Origin of the sequence: Xanthomonas sp. NCPPB 3569 (assembly GCF_041475645.2) — a bacterium.
Classification (GTDB): Bacteria; Pseudomonadota; Gammaproteobacteria; order Xanthomonadales; family Xanthomonadaceae; genus Xanthomonas; species Xanthomonas phaseoli.
In genome coordinates this window covers 3,103,883-3,119,169 of the sequence record NZ_CM192969.1, presented here as the reverse complement: position 1 = coordinate 3,119,169, position 15,287 = coordinate 3,103,883, and the positions used below count along the sequence as shown (strand labels likewise).

Genomic DNA, 15,287 nt, shown 5'->3' with positions numbered 1-15,287 from the left:
TGGCTGGCTGCGATCAAAAAATCCCGCCCAGGTGCGCGGCGTTGCCATGGCGATGCCGAATCGTGCTGCGCCATCTATCTGATCTACACGTTGCCGATGGGGCGAGACGCCAGCGAGTCTCGCCCCATCCGAGCGATGAACTCCCCGCGCCGCTCTCTTCCTATCTTGGAACAGTGGCTTGATCGATGGTCGCGGGGTGACTGTGTAGCGCTCGGCTGATGGGGGCTTTTGCCGCGAATGGGTGCTTCAGGCCGTACGTAAGCTCCCCCGTCAAGCAGACAGTCCAAAAGTAGACCTTCTGGCGTGTTGGTTGCGGTACTCGGTCGGCGTTAGGCCGCCGAGCGCGTCATGGGGCCGCTGTTCGTTGTAATCGATCATCCACCAATGGGTAGCTTCGCGGATATCGTCGAGGCGGGTGAAGAGGTGCTGGTCGAGCACTTCTTCCCGGAAGGTGCGGTTGAAACGTTCGATGAAGGCGTTCTGGTTCGGCTTGCCGGGCTGGATGTACTGGATCGCCACGCCATTGACCTTCAGCCAGCTGGTAAATGCGTCGCCCAGAAACTCTGGTCCGTTGTCGGAACGCACGACCTGCGGCAGGCCATGATCGTGCTTGATCTGCTCGAACACGCGCACCAGACGATGCGAGTTGATCGACGTATCCACCTCGATGTGGAGCACCTCGCGGTTGAAGTCGTCGACCACGTTGAAGGTGCGGAAGCGTCGGCCGCACGCCAGAGCGTCGCTCATGAAGTCGACCGACCAGACGGTATCAGGCAACCTTGGGACATACAGCGCGACACGCTCGCGCTTGGGAAGCCGCCGCTTCGCAGCGCGGCGCAGGTTGAGCCGCATGGCCTTGTACACGCGATAGATTCGCTTCGGGTTCCAGTCAGGTCGCGTCCTGCGCAGTACGTCGCTGCATTTCCAAAAGCCGCGACTGGGGCGGTCTTCGACGACACGTGCGATCGCCGCGATCAACTCGGCATCGCGTACTGTCCAGTCGAGCGGTGGCGCATACCACGCCGCACGTGCAAGCCCGACGCATGCACAGGACCGACGCAGCGGCCGCGCGTGTACCTCGATCAGGTACCGCACGGCCTCGCGCTTGCGCGCCGGCCCTAGAGTTTTTTTGCGATGAGATCCTTCATGGCCGCATTGTCGAGCGCCAACTCGGCGTACATCCGCTTGAGCTTGGCGTTCTCCGACTCAAGCTCCTTGACCCGCCGCAGCTCCGAAGCCTCCAGGCCTCCGTACTTACTCTTCCACTGGTAGTACGTCGCTGTGCTGATACCGACCTGGCGACAGATGTCCTTGACCGGCACGCCGGCGTCGGCCTGCTTGAGCGTCGCGACGATCTGCGTCTCGGTGAACTTTGAGGTGCGCATAGAACCTCCTGGCTGAGGTAACGATGCCAGAAATATCCACTTATGCGGTGTCTGTCAGGCTGGGGAGCTTACGCGTAAGCCAGGCGATCGGAGTGACTTTCGGCGCGTAGGCGGTGGGCGGTCCAGGTCTCACCCCGGCCATATGCGTTTTCGAAAGCGCGCCGGGAGTCCCTCGACTGCGAAAACGAGTGTTCCGTGCGGCTGTTTCGCGAGGCAGCGCTGTCGGCCGCAGCCCGGTCCGCCGAAACCGCTTTTACCGTCACACGTCTTGCTTTAGCATCGCCACCGCGCTGACGGAAAGGAAGGCTGGCGATGGACGAATATCAGCACACCGTGCTGACCAGGGGCGGATATCGCGTTGTGGCGATTACGCGTGACGAGGTGTACGCACCCGACGCGGTCGTGGCATACGCCGTTGTGACCGATGCGGGTACGCGAATCACGCCGGATTTGTCCCTGGACCAGGCCAAGGTCTGGATCGATTCGCTGGTGGAGAGCGAGAGCGGCGGGCGCAAGTCCGAGCTTGTCGATCATAAGCCGGTCGTGCTTTGCTAGCCCGCCATCGTGATGCAAGCCTAAGGAGAAGGGCGCATGTCCAAACCCAAAATCATCGCAATCGCCACGCTGGTGGCGGTCCTAGTCGGATACTGCCTGTCTGGCTATCTGACCCTGCTGTTGCTGCGGCTCGACACCGGTCTGTACGGGTGGGACACCTACTACCGCTATTTCAGTGCGCTTGGGTTGCCCCAAGTGGCGCCTTACGCGACCAAGATCAAGATTGCGGGCGTGCTTGGATTCGGCCTGCCGGTGCTGGTCTGGGCGATTGCCGTTGTGCTCATCGTCAAGCCCAAGGCGCGCGCCCTGCACGGTGACGCGCGCTTCGCCGGCGCCGCCGATCTCTCCAAACATGGGCTGTTCAAGCCCAGCGGAAACGGCATCGTCGTCGGCAAGTTCAACGGCAAGCTGGTGCGATTGAGCGGCCAGCAATTCGTGATTCTTGCTGCGCCGACGCGCTCGGGTAAGGGTGTCGGCGTCGTCATCCCGAACCTCTTGGAGTATCAGGAGTCGGTGGTGGTCCTGGACATCAAGCAGGAAAACTTCGACCTGACCAGTGGTTGGCGCGCCAGCCAGGGCCACGAGGTCTTCCTGTTCAATCCGTTCGCCGAAGATCGTCGCACGCATCGCTGGAATCCGTTGACCTACGTGTCGAACGACCCCGCATTTCGCGTTTCGGATCTGATGAGCATTGCGGCGATGCTGTATCCAGATGGGTCGGACGACCAGAAGTTCTGGGTCAGCCAGGCGCGTAATGCCTTCATGGCATTCGCGCTGTACCTGTTCGAAAACTGGGACGAGGAGCTCGCGCTCGGTTTTCCGGGCGGGGCGGGGGCACCCACCTTGGGCGGGATTTATCGCCTCTCTTCGGGTGACGGCACCGATCTCAAGAAATACCTGAAGTCGCTGTCCGAGCGGCGGTTCCTCAGCAGCAACGCCAAGTCGGCCTTTGCCAACATGCTGTCCCAGGCGGATGAGACCTTCGCCTCGATCATGGGCACCTTGAAGGAGCCGCTCAATGCGTGGATCAATCCGGTGCTGGACGCCGCCACCAGTGCGGACGACTTCGTGCTCACGGACCTTCGCAAGAAGAAGATGACCATCTACATCGGCATCCAGCCCAACAAGCTTGCCGAAAGCCGCCTGATCATCAATCTGCTCTTCAGCCAGATCATCAACCTCAACACCCGCGAATTGCCCAAGTCCAACCCTGAGCTCAAATATCAGTGCCTGTTGCTGATGGACGAATTCACCTCGATCGGCAAGGTGGACATCATCGCGACCGCGGTAGCCTACATGGCCGGCTACAACATCCGCCTGCTGCCCATCATCCAGAGCATGGCCCAGCTGGACGCGACCTACGGTAAAGATCTGTCACGCACCATCATCACCAACCACGCCCTGCAGATCCTCTACGCACCGCGTGAGCAGCAGGATGCCAACGACTATTCCGAGATGCTGGGTTACACCACCATCAAGAAGAAGAATGTCACCCGAGGGCGGGAGACCACCCACAGCGTGTCAGAAGAGCGTCGGGCGCTGATGTTGCCGCAGGAACTCAAGGCCATGGGCAACGAGAAGGAAGTGTTCTTGTACGAGGGGATCCCGCATCCGGTGAAGTGCGACAAGATTCGCTACTACGAGGATCGCTACTTCACTGCGCGTTTGTTGCCGAAAACTGAAGTGAAAACGCTTACCATCAAAGTGTGATGACTGCCTCGTTTGCGGTGCGGGGCTTGGCGCGCAATTCTTGACGGATCTGCTTGTTAAGGGCAAAGTTAGCAAGAATCTGCGGTATGGATAGATGGTCGTAGGGGAGCGGCGCCGGATGGGCCGTACTGGAGTAAGGCTATGGATGGTTTTTCAGCGTATTCATTTTTCTTGGCAGCACAGACTCGCAACTGGGACGCCCCGGCGAGTTGGAGGACTGCGAGAAACGCATCAATAACAGGTTTCCTCCGGTACCCACTGGTGCGCGGAGGCTTAGTGCTGTCCGTCTTAAGCCCGAAATTTCATGAGTTGGAGAAGTCAGAGTGAATCCGATGTATGTGTCCAAGCTGTCGTTGGTGCTAGTGGCTGCAGCATTGGTAGGCGCGTGCGCGACCAAGCCTGCTCCTGACTTTGGTGGCCGTTGGAAGCACGTCAACCACTTTGACGAGGCGCCTACCGAGATCCCGCTCTACACCTCGTACACGTATCAGGCCACGCCCATGGACGGCACGTTGAAGACCATGCTGGAGCGCTGGGCGGCGGACTCCAATATGCAGCTGTCCTACAACTTGCCATCGGACTACACCTTGATCGGGCCGGTTTCCGCAATCAGCACGACCAGCGTCCAGCAGGCTGCAACCGAGCTGAGTGCCGTGTACGCAGCTCAAGGGGTTTCGGTGTCGGTTTCTGCCAACAAGTTGTTGGTTCAGCCAGTGCCAGTGTCGTCTGGCGCCAAGCTCTAAAGGTTGCTGTCGGCTCGATGCCTGTCAGGCATGGAGCCGGCGGTGTTCCTACCTTCTCAAGTACCCGCGACGCGTTGCGGCAATAGTTTCAGGCCTGACAAGGCCTTACGGTGACGGATCTAGACATGTTGCGTAAGAAGGTCAGTGAAAAGGACGGCTCCGCCCAAGTAGGTGCGGCCGTTCAAAAAGCGGTGAATTACGAGGTCAGCATTGCAGACCTCGCGCGTCGCAGCGAAAAGCGTGCCTGGATCGTGGCGACCTTGTCGATGCTGGTCACCGTCATGACAGCGGGCGGCTACTACTACATGCTGCCGCTGAAGGAAAAAGTGCCGTATCTGGTCATGGCAGATGCGTATTCGGGCACTAGTACCATCGCCAAGCTTGAGCCCAACTTTGGCGGTCGGGCCATCAGCACCAGCGAAGCGCTGGCGCGCAGCAATATCGCACGGTTCATTATTGCGCGTGAGTCTTACGACGCCTCGAACATAAGCGATCGTGATTGGAATACCGTGGTAGCAATGGCAACCACCGGCGTGCTGGCAGAGTATCGGGCCCTTCACGCTGCCAATAACGCTGCCAGGCCGTTCAACGTTTATGGTAGAAATCGCGCGATCCGCATCAGCATATTGAGTATCACACTTATCGGCGGCAAGGGTAAGCCGTTTACGGGGGCTACTGTGCGCTTTCAACGCAGCCTTTATGATAAGAGTTCAACAGTATCCACACTATTGGATAACAAGATTGCGACGATGGAGTTCGCTTATCAAGATAATCTGCAGATGAGCGACGACTTGAGGGTAGAAAATCCACTGGGTTTCCGGGTTTCTGACTATCGCGTAGACAACGACTACTCCGCATTGCCTGCGGTTCCAGCTTCTGGAGCTCAGGCCCAAGTCCCAACAGCCGCGCCGGGAGTCTCTGCCACGCAACCAGGACTGCCAATGACGGCTGCGCCCCCCGTCCCAGGGGCCGTACCACAAGGATCCCTGCCTCTACAGCAGTCTGTTCCGCCAGCGGGAACAGTCCAGCAGCAACCGGGGGCAATGTACCCTAATCAGGCTCAGCCGGCGATTCAGCCTCAAGGAACAATAAATAATGTCAATGGAGCGAACGGTAGATGAAATTCTTTAGCCGACACAGGATGGCGCTACCAGCGTTGATTCCATTACTCCTTTTTGTTTTCCCTGCTGTTGCGCAAGTCGTGCAAGAGTATGAGTACGAGCCAAATCGCATCTACCCAGTCCGAACCGGTCTTGGTATTACAACCCAGGTTGAGCTTAGTCCAAACGAGAAAATTCTGGACTACAGTACCGGTTTCACAGGCGGTTGGGAGTTGACCCGTCGTGAAAACGTGTTTTATTTGAAGCCTAAGAACGTCGATGTCGACACGAATATGATGATTCGTACGGCAACGCACTCCTATATTCTTGAGCTCAAAGTTGTTGCAACCGATTGGCAACGATTGGAGCAGGCGAAGCAAGCTGGTGTGCAGTACAAGGTTGTTTTTACTTACCCTAAAGACACCAGTTTCAACGGGGCTGAGGAGGCAGTTGCGGTGAAAGATGGCCCGCAGTTGAATTCTAAAATATTGAAGGATCGTCGTTATTATTACGATTATGATTATTCAACCCGGACCAAGAAATCCTGGCTGGTCCCGAGTCGGGTATATGATGATGGGAAGTTCACTTATATAAATATGGATTTGACTCGCTTCACTACCGGCAACTTTCCGGCCGTTTTTGGTCGAGAAAAAGAGCATAGCGAAGATTTTCTGGTCAATACGACAGTGGAAGGAAATACATTGATCGTGCACGGCACCTACCCATTTTTGGTGGTTCGCCATGGCAACAATGTGGTCGGTCTGCGAAGGAATAAGCAAAAGTGAACTCAAATCCGCCAAACAATTCAGATGAGCGCATCCACGGAGAGAGCGATGCGCAGGCACGTGCTGAGCACGACAGTAATCCCTATTTTGCAAGGCAGCGCGCAACCGAGTCTCCAGACTTGGATGCAAATGAGCCCGTTCTTCAGTCTAACGACTTAAAGCGGCTTAACCGTAAAGCTCTATTTTTTCTGGCTGGCGTTGCACTGCTGCTGGTTCTCGCGATTTTCTGGCTTGTGTCGCGCGATTCGAAGAAAGCAGAGGTAGTGAAGCCGCGTGCAGAAACCGTGGTAGCGCCCGCTCTTCCTCAAAACATCACTCCAACAGCGGAGCCTGATCCGGTGCCGCTTGCTCAGCAGCAGTATCTGCCGCCGCTGCCGGTGACGCAGCCGCCCGAGTACAACAGTGCCCCTATCACAGCTGCTCCTGAGAGAGAAAGGGGGCCTACATTGCTCGAAAGGCGTATTCTAGCTGAACAAGATGCTAGGGCCGGTGCTCCCAGTGCTCCGGCGGCGAATGGACTTCTTGGAGCACAATCGCCTGCAGATCAGGAAGATAATCAAGTAACTTTGGCCAAGCCAATCAGTAATCCAGATGGACTGCTAGTCCGTGGGACTTATATACGGTGCATATTGGAGACGCGAATTATTAGCGATTTCGATGGATTTACTTCATGCATTGTTACTGAGCCTGTGTACTCGATCAACGGCCACAAGTTGCTCTTGCCGAAAGGGTCGAAGATGTTGGGTCAGTACGCAGCCAAGGAGCCAACATCTGCGCGCATGCAGGTGGTCTGGGATCGGATCACAACGCCAAACGGGCTCGACGTGAAGCTGGAAGGGCCTGGTATCGATAATCTTGGTAGTGCGGGTCACCCAGGTCAATACGATGCCCATTGGGGTAACAAGATTGCGTCTGCGCTTTTCATAAGTATGCTCAGTGATGCTTTCAAGTATGCTGCGGCTGAATACGGCCCTCAGACTACGACCGTTGGTGTGGGTAGTGGTGTTATCACTCAGCAACCATTCGAAAGCAATACTGCGCGCAGTATCCAGGATATTGCGGAGCAGGCCGTCGCCAAGTCTGGTCGCCGTCCTTCTACTGTTACGATTAACCAGGGAACCGTTCTGAATGTCTACGTCGCCAAAGACGTTGATTTCACAGCGGTGCTGCCGAAGTGAACGACGCTTTCGCTGTGACAATCGAAGATTCACCAGTCGCGAGGATCTCAAATGATTTCCTGGACTATCAATATTCTGTGCTCGGGATATTGGATTATCTCAATTCTCCGGAAGTTACGGAGATTTGCATCAATCGTCCAGGGGAACTTTATCTTGAAACCATCAATGGTTGGCAGCGAGTAGATGTACCTTCTTTGACCTTCGACCGTGCAAGACAGTTTTGCACCGCGGTTGTAAACGAAAGCAACACCGGTCAGCGGATTACTGACGCTGATCCGGTGGTTTCATTGACATTCCCCACCGGGCAGCGTGCACAGTTTGTAATTCCCCCGGCCTGCGATGCTGGTAAGGTGTCGATCACAATTCGGCTGCCTTCGAAGCACACCAAGACCCTTGAGCAATACAAGCACGACGGGTTCTTCGATCAGGTTTTGGAGCAAGCTGCTGACGTCAGTGATCAGGACCGCGAGCTGCTTGATCTTCGACGCAATAGAGACTACTCAGAGTTCTTCAAAAAGTGTGTTCTTTATAAAAAGAATGTCGTGGTTGCAGGCGCCACCGGAAGTGGCAAGACCACTTTTATGAAAGCTCTAGTGAATCACATTCCCAATGAGGAGCGTTTAGTTACTATCGAGGATGCACGTGAGCTATTCATCAGTCAGCCTAATTCTGTGCATCTCCTTTATTCGAAAGGAGGTCAAAGCGCTAGCAATGTGACGGCCAAGAGCTGTATGGAGGCGTGTCTGCGCATGAAGCCAGATCGGATCATATTGGCTGAGTTACGTGGTGATGAATCGTTTTATTTCATACGAAACTGCGCATCGGGGCATCCTGGCTCGATCACAAGTTGTCACGCAGGTAGTGTTGAGCAGACCTGGGATCAACTGGCACTGATGGTTAAAGCCTCGAACGAAGGTTCAGGGCTAGAATTTGACGTGATCAAACGCCTGCTGCGTATGACGATCGACATCGTTGTGCACATCAAGGCACATGCAGGCAGGCGTTACATCACAGGGATCGATTTTGATCCTGTTAGAACCCTTCGGGGCGGTTAGATCGCCGTTACCGGTGGGCACCGTATGAGCTTAAGGAAACCACTATGTCGCCTGGTATGGAACTGATGGGGTGCACTGGATTGGCTGTTCCCGGCGAAGTGATGCAGCACGTCGTCCGGGTAGAGTCTTCGCGGAATCCCTATGCGATCGGTGTAGTCGGCGGGAGACTCGTTCGAGAGCCGAAAGGACTGGAAGAAGCTGTTGCTACCGCAAAGATGCTAGAGCAGAAGGGATACAACTTTTCGCTGGGGCTGGGCCAGGTCAATCGATACAATCTTTTGAAGTACGGCATTACCAGCTATGAGATGGCATTTGCCAAATGCCCAAATCTCGTTGCGGCCTCTCGGATTCTAGCCGAGTGTCATTCTCGTTCCGGTGCAGATTGGGGTAAGTCTTTTAGCTGCTACTATTCCGGAAATTTTGAAACTGGTTTCAAGCATGGATACGTCCAGAAAATTTATGCATCCATTCGCCAGTCAGGAGCGGCGGCTGGAGGCGCGGAGCCGATCAGTGTCATTCCCAATCGGCCAATCAAAATCAAGGTACAGAGCTCGGTGCGGCAGGCAGCGGCCGAGTTGACCGACGCTCTTGTTTCCCGCCGTATTCAAGATTTAAGTCAGCGGTCCTTTCGTGACGACCAGAGATCGGATGCTAACGTAGGGTCACCCTTAGATCAGGGACAGGCTCAACCTTCTCCAACGCCTGCCACCCCTAGCGATCTATACGTCATTCAATCGACCGGCCAGGGTCATGGCGTCGCCGTTCCCGCTTCCGCCGCTCGGCCACGGCCCGTAAGTCCTGCTTTGCAACCCGCTCCGACTGAAGCGCCGACGCTTCCTCAGAAGGGGCAGGTAGATAATGCTTTCGTTTTTTGACAAGGATGAAAAAATGCAATGGATAGCTGTGTGTCCCCCTGTTCTAGGAGATAATTGATGAAAATGTTAAATGATAAGCAATTGGTTGCCGATGCTAAAATGATTGGTATACAGGCCCTAAAGGCCGTAATTTTTACCTCCGCCTTGCTGGTTGCGGGAGGCGCGGGTGCACAGGTGGGTGATCTGGCAAAGACTGACGAAAAGGTCTGTGGATTCTTGGATAATATTAATTCGCTGCTCACCATGGGCTCTGTTGCAGTTGTGACGATTGCAGTGATTGTCGCTGGTTATCAGATTGCATTTGCTCACAAGAGAATATCCGAGGTTTCGCCGATTCTGATTGGCGGTGTTTTAATTGGCGCTGCAGGACAGATTGCAAACATGGTCATCGGTAAGCGCGATAGTCAGTGCCAAGGCGAGGCGGCGATGGCTTTGTTCCAAGCTCTGCATCATTATGCATAAGGATGTACTCTTTCGTGGTTGCACCCGTCCTGCAATGTTTTTAGGGGTTCCTTATATTCCTTTTTTCATTGGTGCTGGCGGTGGCCTCATGATGGGTATGTATTTTAATCTTTGGTTTTTACTGACTATTCCCGTCATTGTTTTCGTCATGCAGCAAATGGCTAAGCGTGATGAAATGATTTTTAGATTGTTGGCGTTGCGGTGGTTGTTTAGATTTCGTGCTCGAAATCTTCAACGATATTCGGGTATGTGGATTTTTAGCCCTAATGAATATCGTAAAGTTCCTCCTGGAAAGCGTTAATTGAAGGACGTCTTGAATGGCCAACCCCATGCACAAAGGTGCATGGGGTTGATATTTTTAATGATCTAAGTTTTTCAATGCCTTTTTACTCTTATTGGTAAGGTCATGTTTAGTCCAGATAGCCCGATCAGCGAATTTGTCTCTATTTCGACGCATGTTGCCCCGTCGGTTCTTAAGGAAACTCTGAACAATCCATCGTGATCTGCCACAATCGATCAACGACCCGAGTAGACGATTTCGATGCAGCTGACCTTCGGCGACGCGGAGTACAACGGCAAGCGCAAGCGCAAGCGGACGCGGCGTGAGGTGTTCTTGGCCGAGATGGACCAGGTCGTGCCGTGGAAGGACCTGCTGGCGCTGATCGAGCCGCACTACCCGAAGTCGGGGCAGCCGGGGCGACAGCCGTATCGGCTGGAGACCATGCTGCGCATCCACTTTTTGCAGCAGTGGTATGCACTGAGCGATCCATCGGCGGAAGAAGCGCTGTACGACACGGTGTCGATGCGCCGTTTCGCCAAGATCGGCGGGCTGGATGAGGTGCCGGACGAGACGACGATTCTCAACTTCCGCCATCTGTTGGAGCAGCACGATTTGGCGCGCAAGCTGTTCAATCGGGTCAACGCGCACCTGTCGCGCAAGGGGCAGAGCTTGCGCGGCGGGACGATCGTGGACGCCACGATCATCGCTGCGCCCAGCTCGACCAAGAACAAGGATGGCGAGCGCGATCCGGAGATGCACCAAACCAAGAAGGGCAACCAGTACTACTTCGGGATGAAGGCGCACATCGGGGTGGACGATGACTCCGGGCTGGTGCACCACGTGGAGTGCACGGCGGCCAACGTGGCCGATATCACACAAGCGCACAAGCTGCTGCACGGCAAGGAGGACACGCTGTGCGCGGACAGCGGCTACACCGGGCTTGAGAAACGCGAGGAGATGAAGCGCAAGCGCAAACTGCGCTACCTGATCGCGGAGAAGCCCTCGAAGCTGAAGCAGATTAAGAACAAGCGCGAACTGAAGTTGGCCAAGCGCTGGGAGCACACAAAAGCCAGCCTGCGTGCAAAGGTGGAACACCCGTTTCGGGTGATCAAGCGCCAGTTTGGCTACGTCAAGGTGCGCTATCGCGGTTTGGCGAAGAACACCGCACAGATGCTGATGCTGTTTGCGCTGTCGAATCTGTGGCTGAAGCGCAAAGAGTTCATTACCGCCGCGGGGTAGGTGCGCCCGTAATCGGGACGATACCCCGAAAAAGCGCCAAAAACGGCGAAAAACCGAGGATCTGAGCGCGGTCACCGCGACCGATATGGCTTACCACATCCTCCGATCGCGTTGTTCAGACCTTCCTTAAGACAACAGGAGGTGATTATCTTCTGATCTGGCATCTTGCGGGCCTACCATTTGTCGGACGGGATGAATGTGAGCTAGAGCAGCGGCATAATACGTTTAATCGACTTCTGCAGACACTGCGTGCGCCGGATTTCGCTAACGTTGCATTTTGGGTGCACGATGTTCGTCGCCGCCGCAAGATTGGAGATGAAAGTCGCTTCAAACAGGCATTTAATCAAAACCTGTCTGACGAGTATTATTCTGCATTGTCTTCCCAGAAAATCATGCAAAATGAGCTTTATTTCAGCATGATTTATCGTCCAGTGATAACTGGTAGAAGGTTGGTTGAAAAGTCTGCTGATCCTGAACGCATCCGCTCAGAGGAAGAGCAGGCTGTTGCAAAAATGATCGAACTTGCCACGAACGTCGAGGCAGTGCTCAAGGATTATTCGCCTTATCGGCTAGGAATGTACGAAGCAAAAAATGGCATTGTTTTTTCCGAAACTCTAGAGTTTTTAGGATATTTGCTGAATCGTATTGATGAGCCGGTTCCGGTATTGCAGGCCCCCGTACAAGCTTACTTGCCTGTAAGCAAGCATATGTTTGCAAATAAAACAGGTGATTTCGTTATACGGACGCCTGACGGAATTAATCACTTTGGCGCGATTCTTAATGTTAAAGAGTATGCGGATGGTACATATCCAGGCATCCTCAATGGCTTGAAATATCTTGATTTTGAATATGTAGTGACTCACTCCTTTAGTCCTGTCGGCCGACATGAGGCATTGAAGGTGCTGGAACGTACTAAGGGCATGATGATTTCGTCAGGTGACAAATCGTCTAGCCAGATACGTGACCTGGATATAGCTATGGATGACGTTGCCTCCGGTAACTTCGTCCTTGGTGAGTATCATTTCACCATCGCGATCTATGCTGATAGTCAAGAAAAGCTTGCGCGTCAAATTGCTACTACCAGAGCAGAATTGTCTAATGCAGGCTTCGTATCCTCAAAAGAGGATTTGGCCGTAGCTTCGTCTTTTTATGCGCAGTTGCCTGGGAATTGGCGCTTTCGTACGCGTATCGCAAATCTTAGCTCACTTAATTTTCTGGGTCTTTCACCGCTGCATAATTTTGCGCAGGGGAAGCAGCGAAACAATCCATGGGGCGAGTGTGTTACTACTCTGCAGACGACTAACGGCCAGCCCTACTACTTTAATTTCCATGCTACGCATCCTGCTGAAAATTCACTGGGTGAAAAAGCAATTGCTAACACAATGGTAATTGGTAAATCTGGCACCGGCAAAACTGCTTTAATTAATTTCTTATTAAGTCAGGTTCAGAAGTTCGATCCTATTCCGACCATTTTCTTCTTTGATAAAGATCGGGGGGCTGAGATTTTCGTGCGCGCTTGTGGGGGGAATTATTTGGCGCTCGAAAACGGTGTGCCGACTGGTTTCAACCCGTTTCAATGCGAGAGGAACGAGGCGAATACTCAATTTCTTGCAGAGCTAATCAAGGTGTTAGGCGGTAAGTCTGAATACAGCTCGCGTGAAGAGGAGGATATATTCAGGGCTGTGGAGGGGATGCTGGATACCCCGATGCATCTGCGTAGCATGAGTAATTTTCGTAAAAGTCTACCCAATATGGGTGACGACGGGCTTTATGCCCGACTGCGACGATGGACAGCCGGTAATTCGCTTGGTTGGGTGTTCGACAATCCACTAGATACGATTGATTTGCAGAAAGCCTCTATTATTGGTTTTGATTACACGGATATGATTGACAATGCCGAGGTGCGCGCCCCGGTTATCAACTACCTGCTGCATAGGCTTGAATCTTTGATAGATGGACGCCCTCTAATTTACGTCATGGATGAATTCTGGAAGATCCTCGATGGCAAAGGGGGGCTGAAGGAGTTTGCGAAAAACAAACAAAAGACTATTCGAAAGCAGAATGGAATGGGTATATTTGCGACCCAAAGTCCAGAGGATGCACTTGCCAGCGATATTGCTGCGGCGCTCATCGAGCAGACCGCCACTATGATTTTGCTGCCCAACCCTAATGCTAGTCGTGACGACTATATCGAGGGTCTCAAGCTCACTGACGCCGAGTATCAGGTCGTGGTGTCACTGGACGAGCGGTCGCGTTGCTTCCTGGTCAAGCAAGGGCATGCCTCAGCTGTGTGTCAGCTCAATTTGCGAGGCATGGACGACGCGCTTTCCGTGATTTCTTCTTCCACTGACAACATCGAAATTATGCATGATGTCTTGTCGCGTAAGGCAGGTCAGTTGGGAGTAAGTATTGACCAGCTCACGCCCGAACAATGGCTAGGGAAGGTCTGAACAACGCGATCGGAGGATGTGGTAAGCCATATCGGTCGCGGTGACCGCGCTCAGATCCTCGGTTTTTCGCCGTTTTTGGCGCTTTTTCGGGGTATCGTCCCGATTACGGGCGCACCTACCCCGCGGCGGTAATGAACTCTTTGCGCTTCAGCCACAGATTCGACAGCGCAAACAGCATCAGCATCTGTGCGGTGTTCTTCGCCAAACCGCGATAGCGCACCTTGACGTAGCCAAACTGGCGCTTGATCACCCGAAACGGGTGTTCCACCTTTGCACGCAGGCTGGCTTTTGTGTGCTCCCAGCGCTTGGCCAACTTCAGTTCGCGCTTGTTCTTAATCTGCTTCAGCTTCGAGGGCTTCTCCGCGATCAGGTAGCGCAGTTTGCGCTTGCGCTTCATCTCCTCGCGTTTCTCAAGCCCGGTGTAGCCGCTGTCCGCGCACAGCGTGTCCTCCTTGCCGTGCAGCAGCTTGTGCGCTTGTGTGATATCGGCCACGTTGGCCGCCGTGCACTCCACGTGGTGCACCAGCCCGGAGTCATCGTCCACCCCGATGTGCGCCTTCATCCCGAAGTAGTACTGGTTGCCCTTCTTGGTTTGGTGCATCTCCGGATCGCGCTCGCCATCCTTGTTCTTGGTCGAGCTGGGCGCAGCGATGATCGTGGCGTCCACGATCGTCCCGCCGCGCAAGCTCTGCCCCTTGCGCGACAGGTGCGCGTTGACCCGATTGAACAGCTTGCGCGCCAAATCGTGCTGCTCCAACAGATGGCGGAAGTTGAGAATCGTCGTCTCGTCCGGCACCTCATCCAGCCCGCCGATCTTGGCGAAACGGCGCATCGACACCGTGTCGTACAGCGCTTCTTCCGCCGATGGATCGCTCAGTGCATACCACTGCTGCAAAAAGTGGATGCGCAGCATGGTCTCCAGCCGATACGGCTGTCGCCCCGGCTGCCCCGACTTCGGGTAGTGCGGCTCGATCAGCGCCAGCAGGTCCTTCCACGGCACGACCTGGTCCATCTCGGCCAAGAACACCTCACGCCGCGTCCGCTTGCGCTTGCCGTTGTACTCCGCGTCGCCGAAGGTCAGCTGCATCGAAATCGTCTACTCGGGTCGTTGATCGATTGTGGCAGATCACGATGGATTGTTCAGAGTTTCCCTAGAAGATTTCTATGCGAATCGTAAGGGTTCTGGCAAGCGTAAGTCGAATAGCGGTAGTGTCGAAGATCGCGTGTAGTTTTTTGATTGATTCGGCCGATGATTTATATAGGGCGCCACGTGCGTAGGACGTTGTCTTGACTCTGTGGCGATGTGGTTCAGGTCTTGGCTTGCTTCGTGTCCGGAGCAGGCCGTCCGCATGGACTTCGCTGTCGACTTTGTCGATTGCCGTTGTTTCATGCAAATACGAACCGCATGGGCGGCGCGCAGGCTGCTGAAATTTTGGCTCCACGAGGGCTAGTTCGAGAATTAGGTCAATA

The 15,287-nt window shown here is 54.4% G+C and carries 14 protein-coding genes; 12 read left to right on the top strand and 2 right to left on the bottom strand.

Features of this window, described 5'->3' with window-relative positions; genetic code table 11:
• Positions 1 to 270: 270 nt before the first annotated feature.
• A protein-coding gene (locus tag ACCQ03_RS13595) for an IS3 family transposase (RefSeq protein ID WP_370512609.1) occupies positions 271 to 1,385 on the bottom strand; the annotation gives its coding sequence in 2 pieces (ribosomal slippage) (positions 271 to 1,133 and positions 1,133 to 1,385; 1,116 coding nt in all).
• A 312-nt stretch (positions 1,386 to 1,697) separates the two neighbouring features.
• On the opposite strand from ACCQ03_RS13595, the gene ACCQ03_RS13590 reads away from it, so the two are divergent.
• The 12 genes from ACCQ03_RS13590 (at position 1,698) to ACCQ03_RS13535 (ending at position 13,817) form a co-directional block, all read left to right on the top strand.
• Complete coding sequence (locus tag ACCQ03_RS13590) at positions 1,698 to 1,940, top strand: hypothetical protein (protein ID WP_209227842.1); 243 nt, start codon at positions 1,698 to 1,700, stop codon at positions 1,938 to 1,940.
• 36 nt (positions 1,941 to 1,976) lie between these two features.
• Positions 1,977 to 3,650: a type IV secretory system conjugative DNA transfer family protein gene (locus tag ACCQ03_RS13585; protein WP_017155023.1), complete on the top strand. Its 1,674-nt coding sequence runs from the start codon at positions 1,977 to 1,979 to the stop codon at positions 3,648 to 3,650.
• A 332-nt stretch (positions 3,651 to 3,982) separates the two neighbouring features.
• Positions 3,983 to 4,393: a TcpQ domain-containing protein gene (locus tag ACCQ03_RS13580; RefSeq protein WP_005914237.1), complete on the top strand. Its 411-nt coding sequence runs from the start codon at positions 3,983 to 3,985 to the stop codon at positions 4,391 to 4,393.
• 125 nt (positions 4,394 to 4,518) lie between these two features.
• Positions 4,519 to 5,514, top strand: coding sequence for a type IV secretion system protein (locus tag ACCQ03_RS13575; RefSeq protein ID WP_057677528.1), 996 nt, complete (start codon positions 4,519 to 4,521; stop codon positions 5,512 to 5,514).
• Positions 5,511 to 6,278, top strand: coding sequence for a TrbG/VirB9 family P-type conjugative transfer protein (locus ACCQ03_RS13570; protein WP_209227844.1), 768 nt, complete (start codon positions 5,511 to 5,513; stop codon positions 6,276 to 6,278). The genes ACCQ03_RS13575 and ACCQ03_RS13570 overlap by 4 nt, the downstream gene beginning before the upstream one ends.
• Positions 6,275 to 7,456 (top strand): TraB/TrbI/VirB10 family type IV secretion system protein, encoded by a 1,182-nt coding sequence (locus ACCQ03_RS13565; RefSeq protein WP_057677530.1) that lies wholly within the window; start codon positions 6,275 to 6,277, stop codon positions 7,454 to 7,456. Before ACCQ03_RS13570 ends, ACCQ03_RS13565 begins: the two co-directional genes overlap by 4 nt.
• A gap of 14 nt (positions 7,457 to 7,470) precedes the next feature.
• Complete coding sequence (gene virB11 / locus ACCQ03_RS13560) at positions 7,471 to 8,511, top strand: P-type DNA transfer ATPase VirB11 (protein ID WP_057677560.1); 1,041 nt, start codon at positions 7,471 to 7,473, stop codon at positions 8,509 to 8,511.
• Positions 8,512 to 8,567: 56 nt separating this feature from the next.
• Positions 8,568 to 9,386: a lytic transglycosylase domain-containing protein gene (locus ACCQ03_RS13555; RefSeq protein WP_057677531.1), complete on the top strand. Its 819-nt coding sequence runs from the start codon at positions 8,568 to 8,570 to the stop codon at positions 9,384 to 9,386.
• A gap of 57 nt (positions 9,387 to 9,443) precedes the next feature.
• Positions 9,444 to 9,848, top strand: coding sequence for a TrbC/VirB2 family protein (locus tag ACCQ03_RS13550; RefSeq protein WP_057677532.1), 405 nt, complete (start codon positions 9,444 to 9,446; stop codon positions 9,846 to 9,848).
• Positions 9,841 to 10,149 carry a VirB3 family type IV secretion system protein gene (locus ACCQ03_RS13545; protein ID WP_057677533.1) on the top strand — a complete coding sequence of 103 codons (309 nt, stop codon included), beginning with the start codon at positions 9,841 to 9,843 and terminating at the stop codon, positions 10,147 to 10,149. Before ACCQ03_RS13550 ends, ACCQ03_RS13545 begins: the two co-directional genes overlap by 8 nt.
• A gap of 240 nt (positions 10,150 to 10,389) precedes the next feature.
• Entirely contained in the window at positions 10,390 to 11,367 is a 978-nt protein-coding gene (locus ACCQ03_RS13540; protein ID WP_372359822.1) for an IS5 family transposase, read from the top strand.
• An 83-nt stretch (positions 11,368 to 11,450) separates the two neighbouring features.
• Complete coding sequence (locus ACCQ03_RS13535; protein ID WP_372359846.1) at positions 11,451 to 13,817, top strand: VirB4 family type IV secretion/conjugal transfer ATPase; 2,367 nt, start codon at positions 11,451 to 11,453, stop codon at positions 13,815 to 13,817.
• A gap of 115 nt (positions 13,818 to 13,932) precedes the next feature.
• On the opposite strand, the gene ACCQ03_RS13530 is transcribed toward ACCQ03_RS13535, so the two are convergent.
• Positions 13,933 to 14,904, bottom strand: coding sequence for an IS5 family transposase (locus ACCQ03_RS13530; protein ID WP_150147813.1), 972 nt, complete (start codon positions 14,902 to 14,904; stop codon positions 13,933 to 13,935).
• Positions 14,905 to 15,287: the final 383 nt, after the last annotated feature.

Excerpts from the sequence above, each read along its gene's own strand:
- ACCQ03_RS13590 (WP_209227842.1), top strand. The coding sequence starts at position 1,698 with ATGGACGAATATCAGCACACCGTGCTGACCAGGGGCGGATATCGCGTT.
- ACCQ03_RS13585 (WP_017155023.1), top strand. The coding sequence starts at position 1,977 with ATGTCCAAACCCAAAATCATCGCAATCGCCACGCTGGTGGCGGTCCTA.
- ACCQ03_RS13580 (WP_005914237.1), top strand. The coding sequence starts at position 3,983 with ATGTATGTGTCCAAGCTGTCGTTGGTGCTAGTGGCTGCAGCATTGGTA.
- ACCQ03_RS13575 (WP_057677528.1), top strand. The coding sequence starts at position 4,519 with ATGTTGCGTAAGAAGGTCAGTGAAAAGGACGGCTCCGCCCAAGTAGGT.
- ACCQ03_RS13570 (WP_209227844.1), top strand. The coding sequence starts at position 5,511 with ATGAAATTCTTTAGCCGACACAGGATGGCGCTACCAGCGTTGATTCCA.
- ACCQ03_RS13555 (WP_057677531.1), top strand. The coding sequence starts at position 8,568 with ATGGAACTGATGGGGTGCACTGGATTGGCTGTTCCCGGCGAAGTGATG.
- ACCQ03_RS13550 (WP_057677532.1), top strand. The coding sequence starts at position 9,444 with ATGAAAATGTTAAATGATAAGCAATTGGTTGCCGATGCTAAAATGATT.
- ACCQ03_RS13545 (WP_057677533.1), top strand. The coding sequence starts at position 9,841 with ATGCATAAGGATGTACTCTTTCGTGGTTGCACCCGTCCTGCAATGTTT.
- ACCQ03_RS13540 (WP_372359822.1), top strand. The coding sequence starts at position 10,390 with ATGCAGCTGACCTTCGGCGACGCGGAGTACAACGGCAAGCGCAAGCGC.
- ACCQ03_RS13530 (WP_150147813.1), bottom strand. The coding sequence starts at position 14,904 with ATGCAGCTGACCTTCGGCGACGCGGAGTACAACGGCAAGCGCAAGCGG.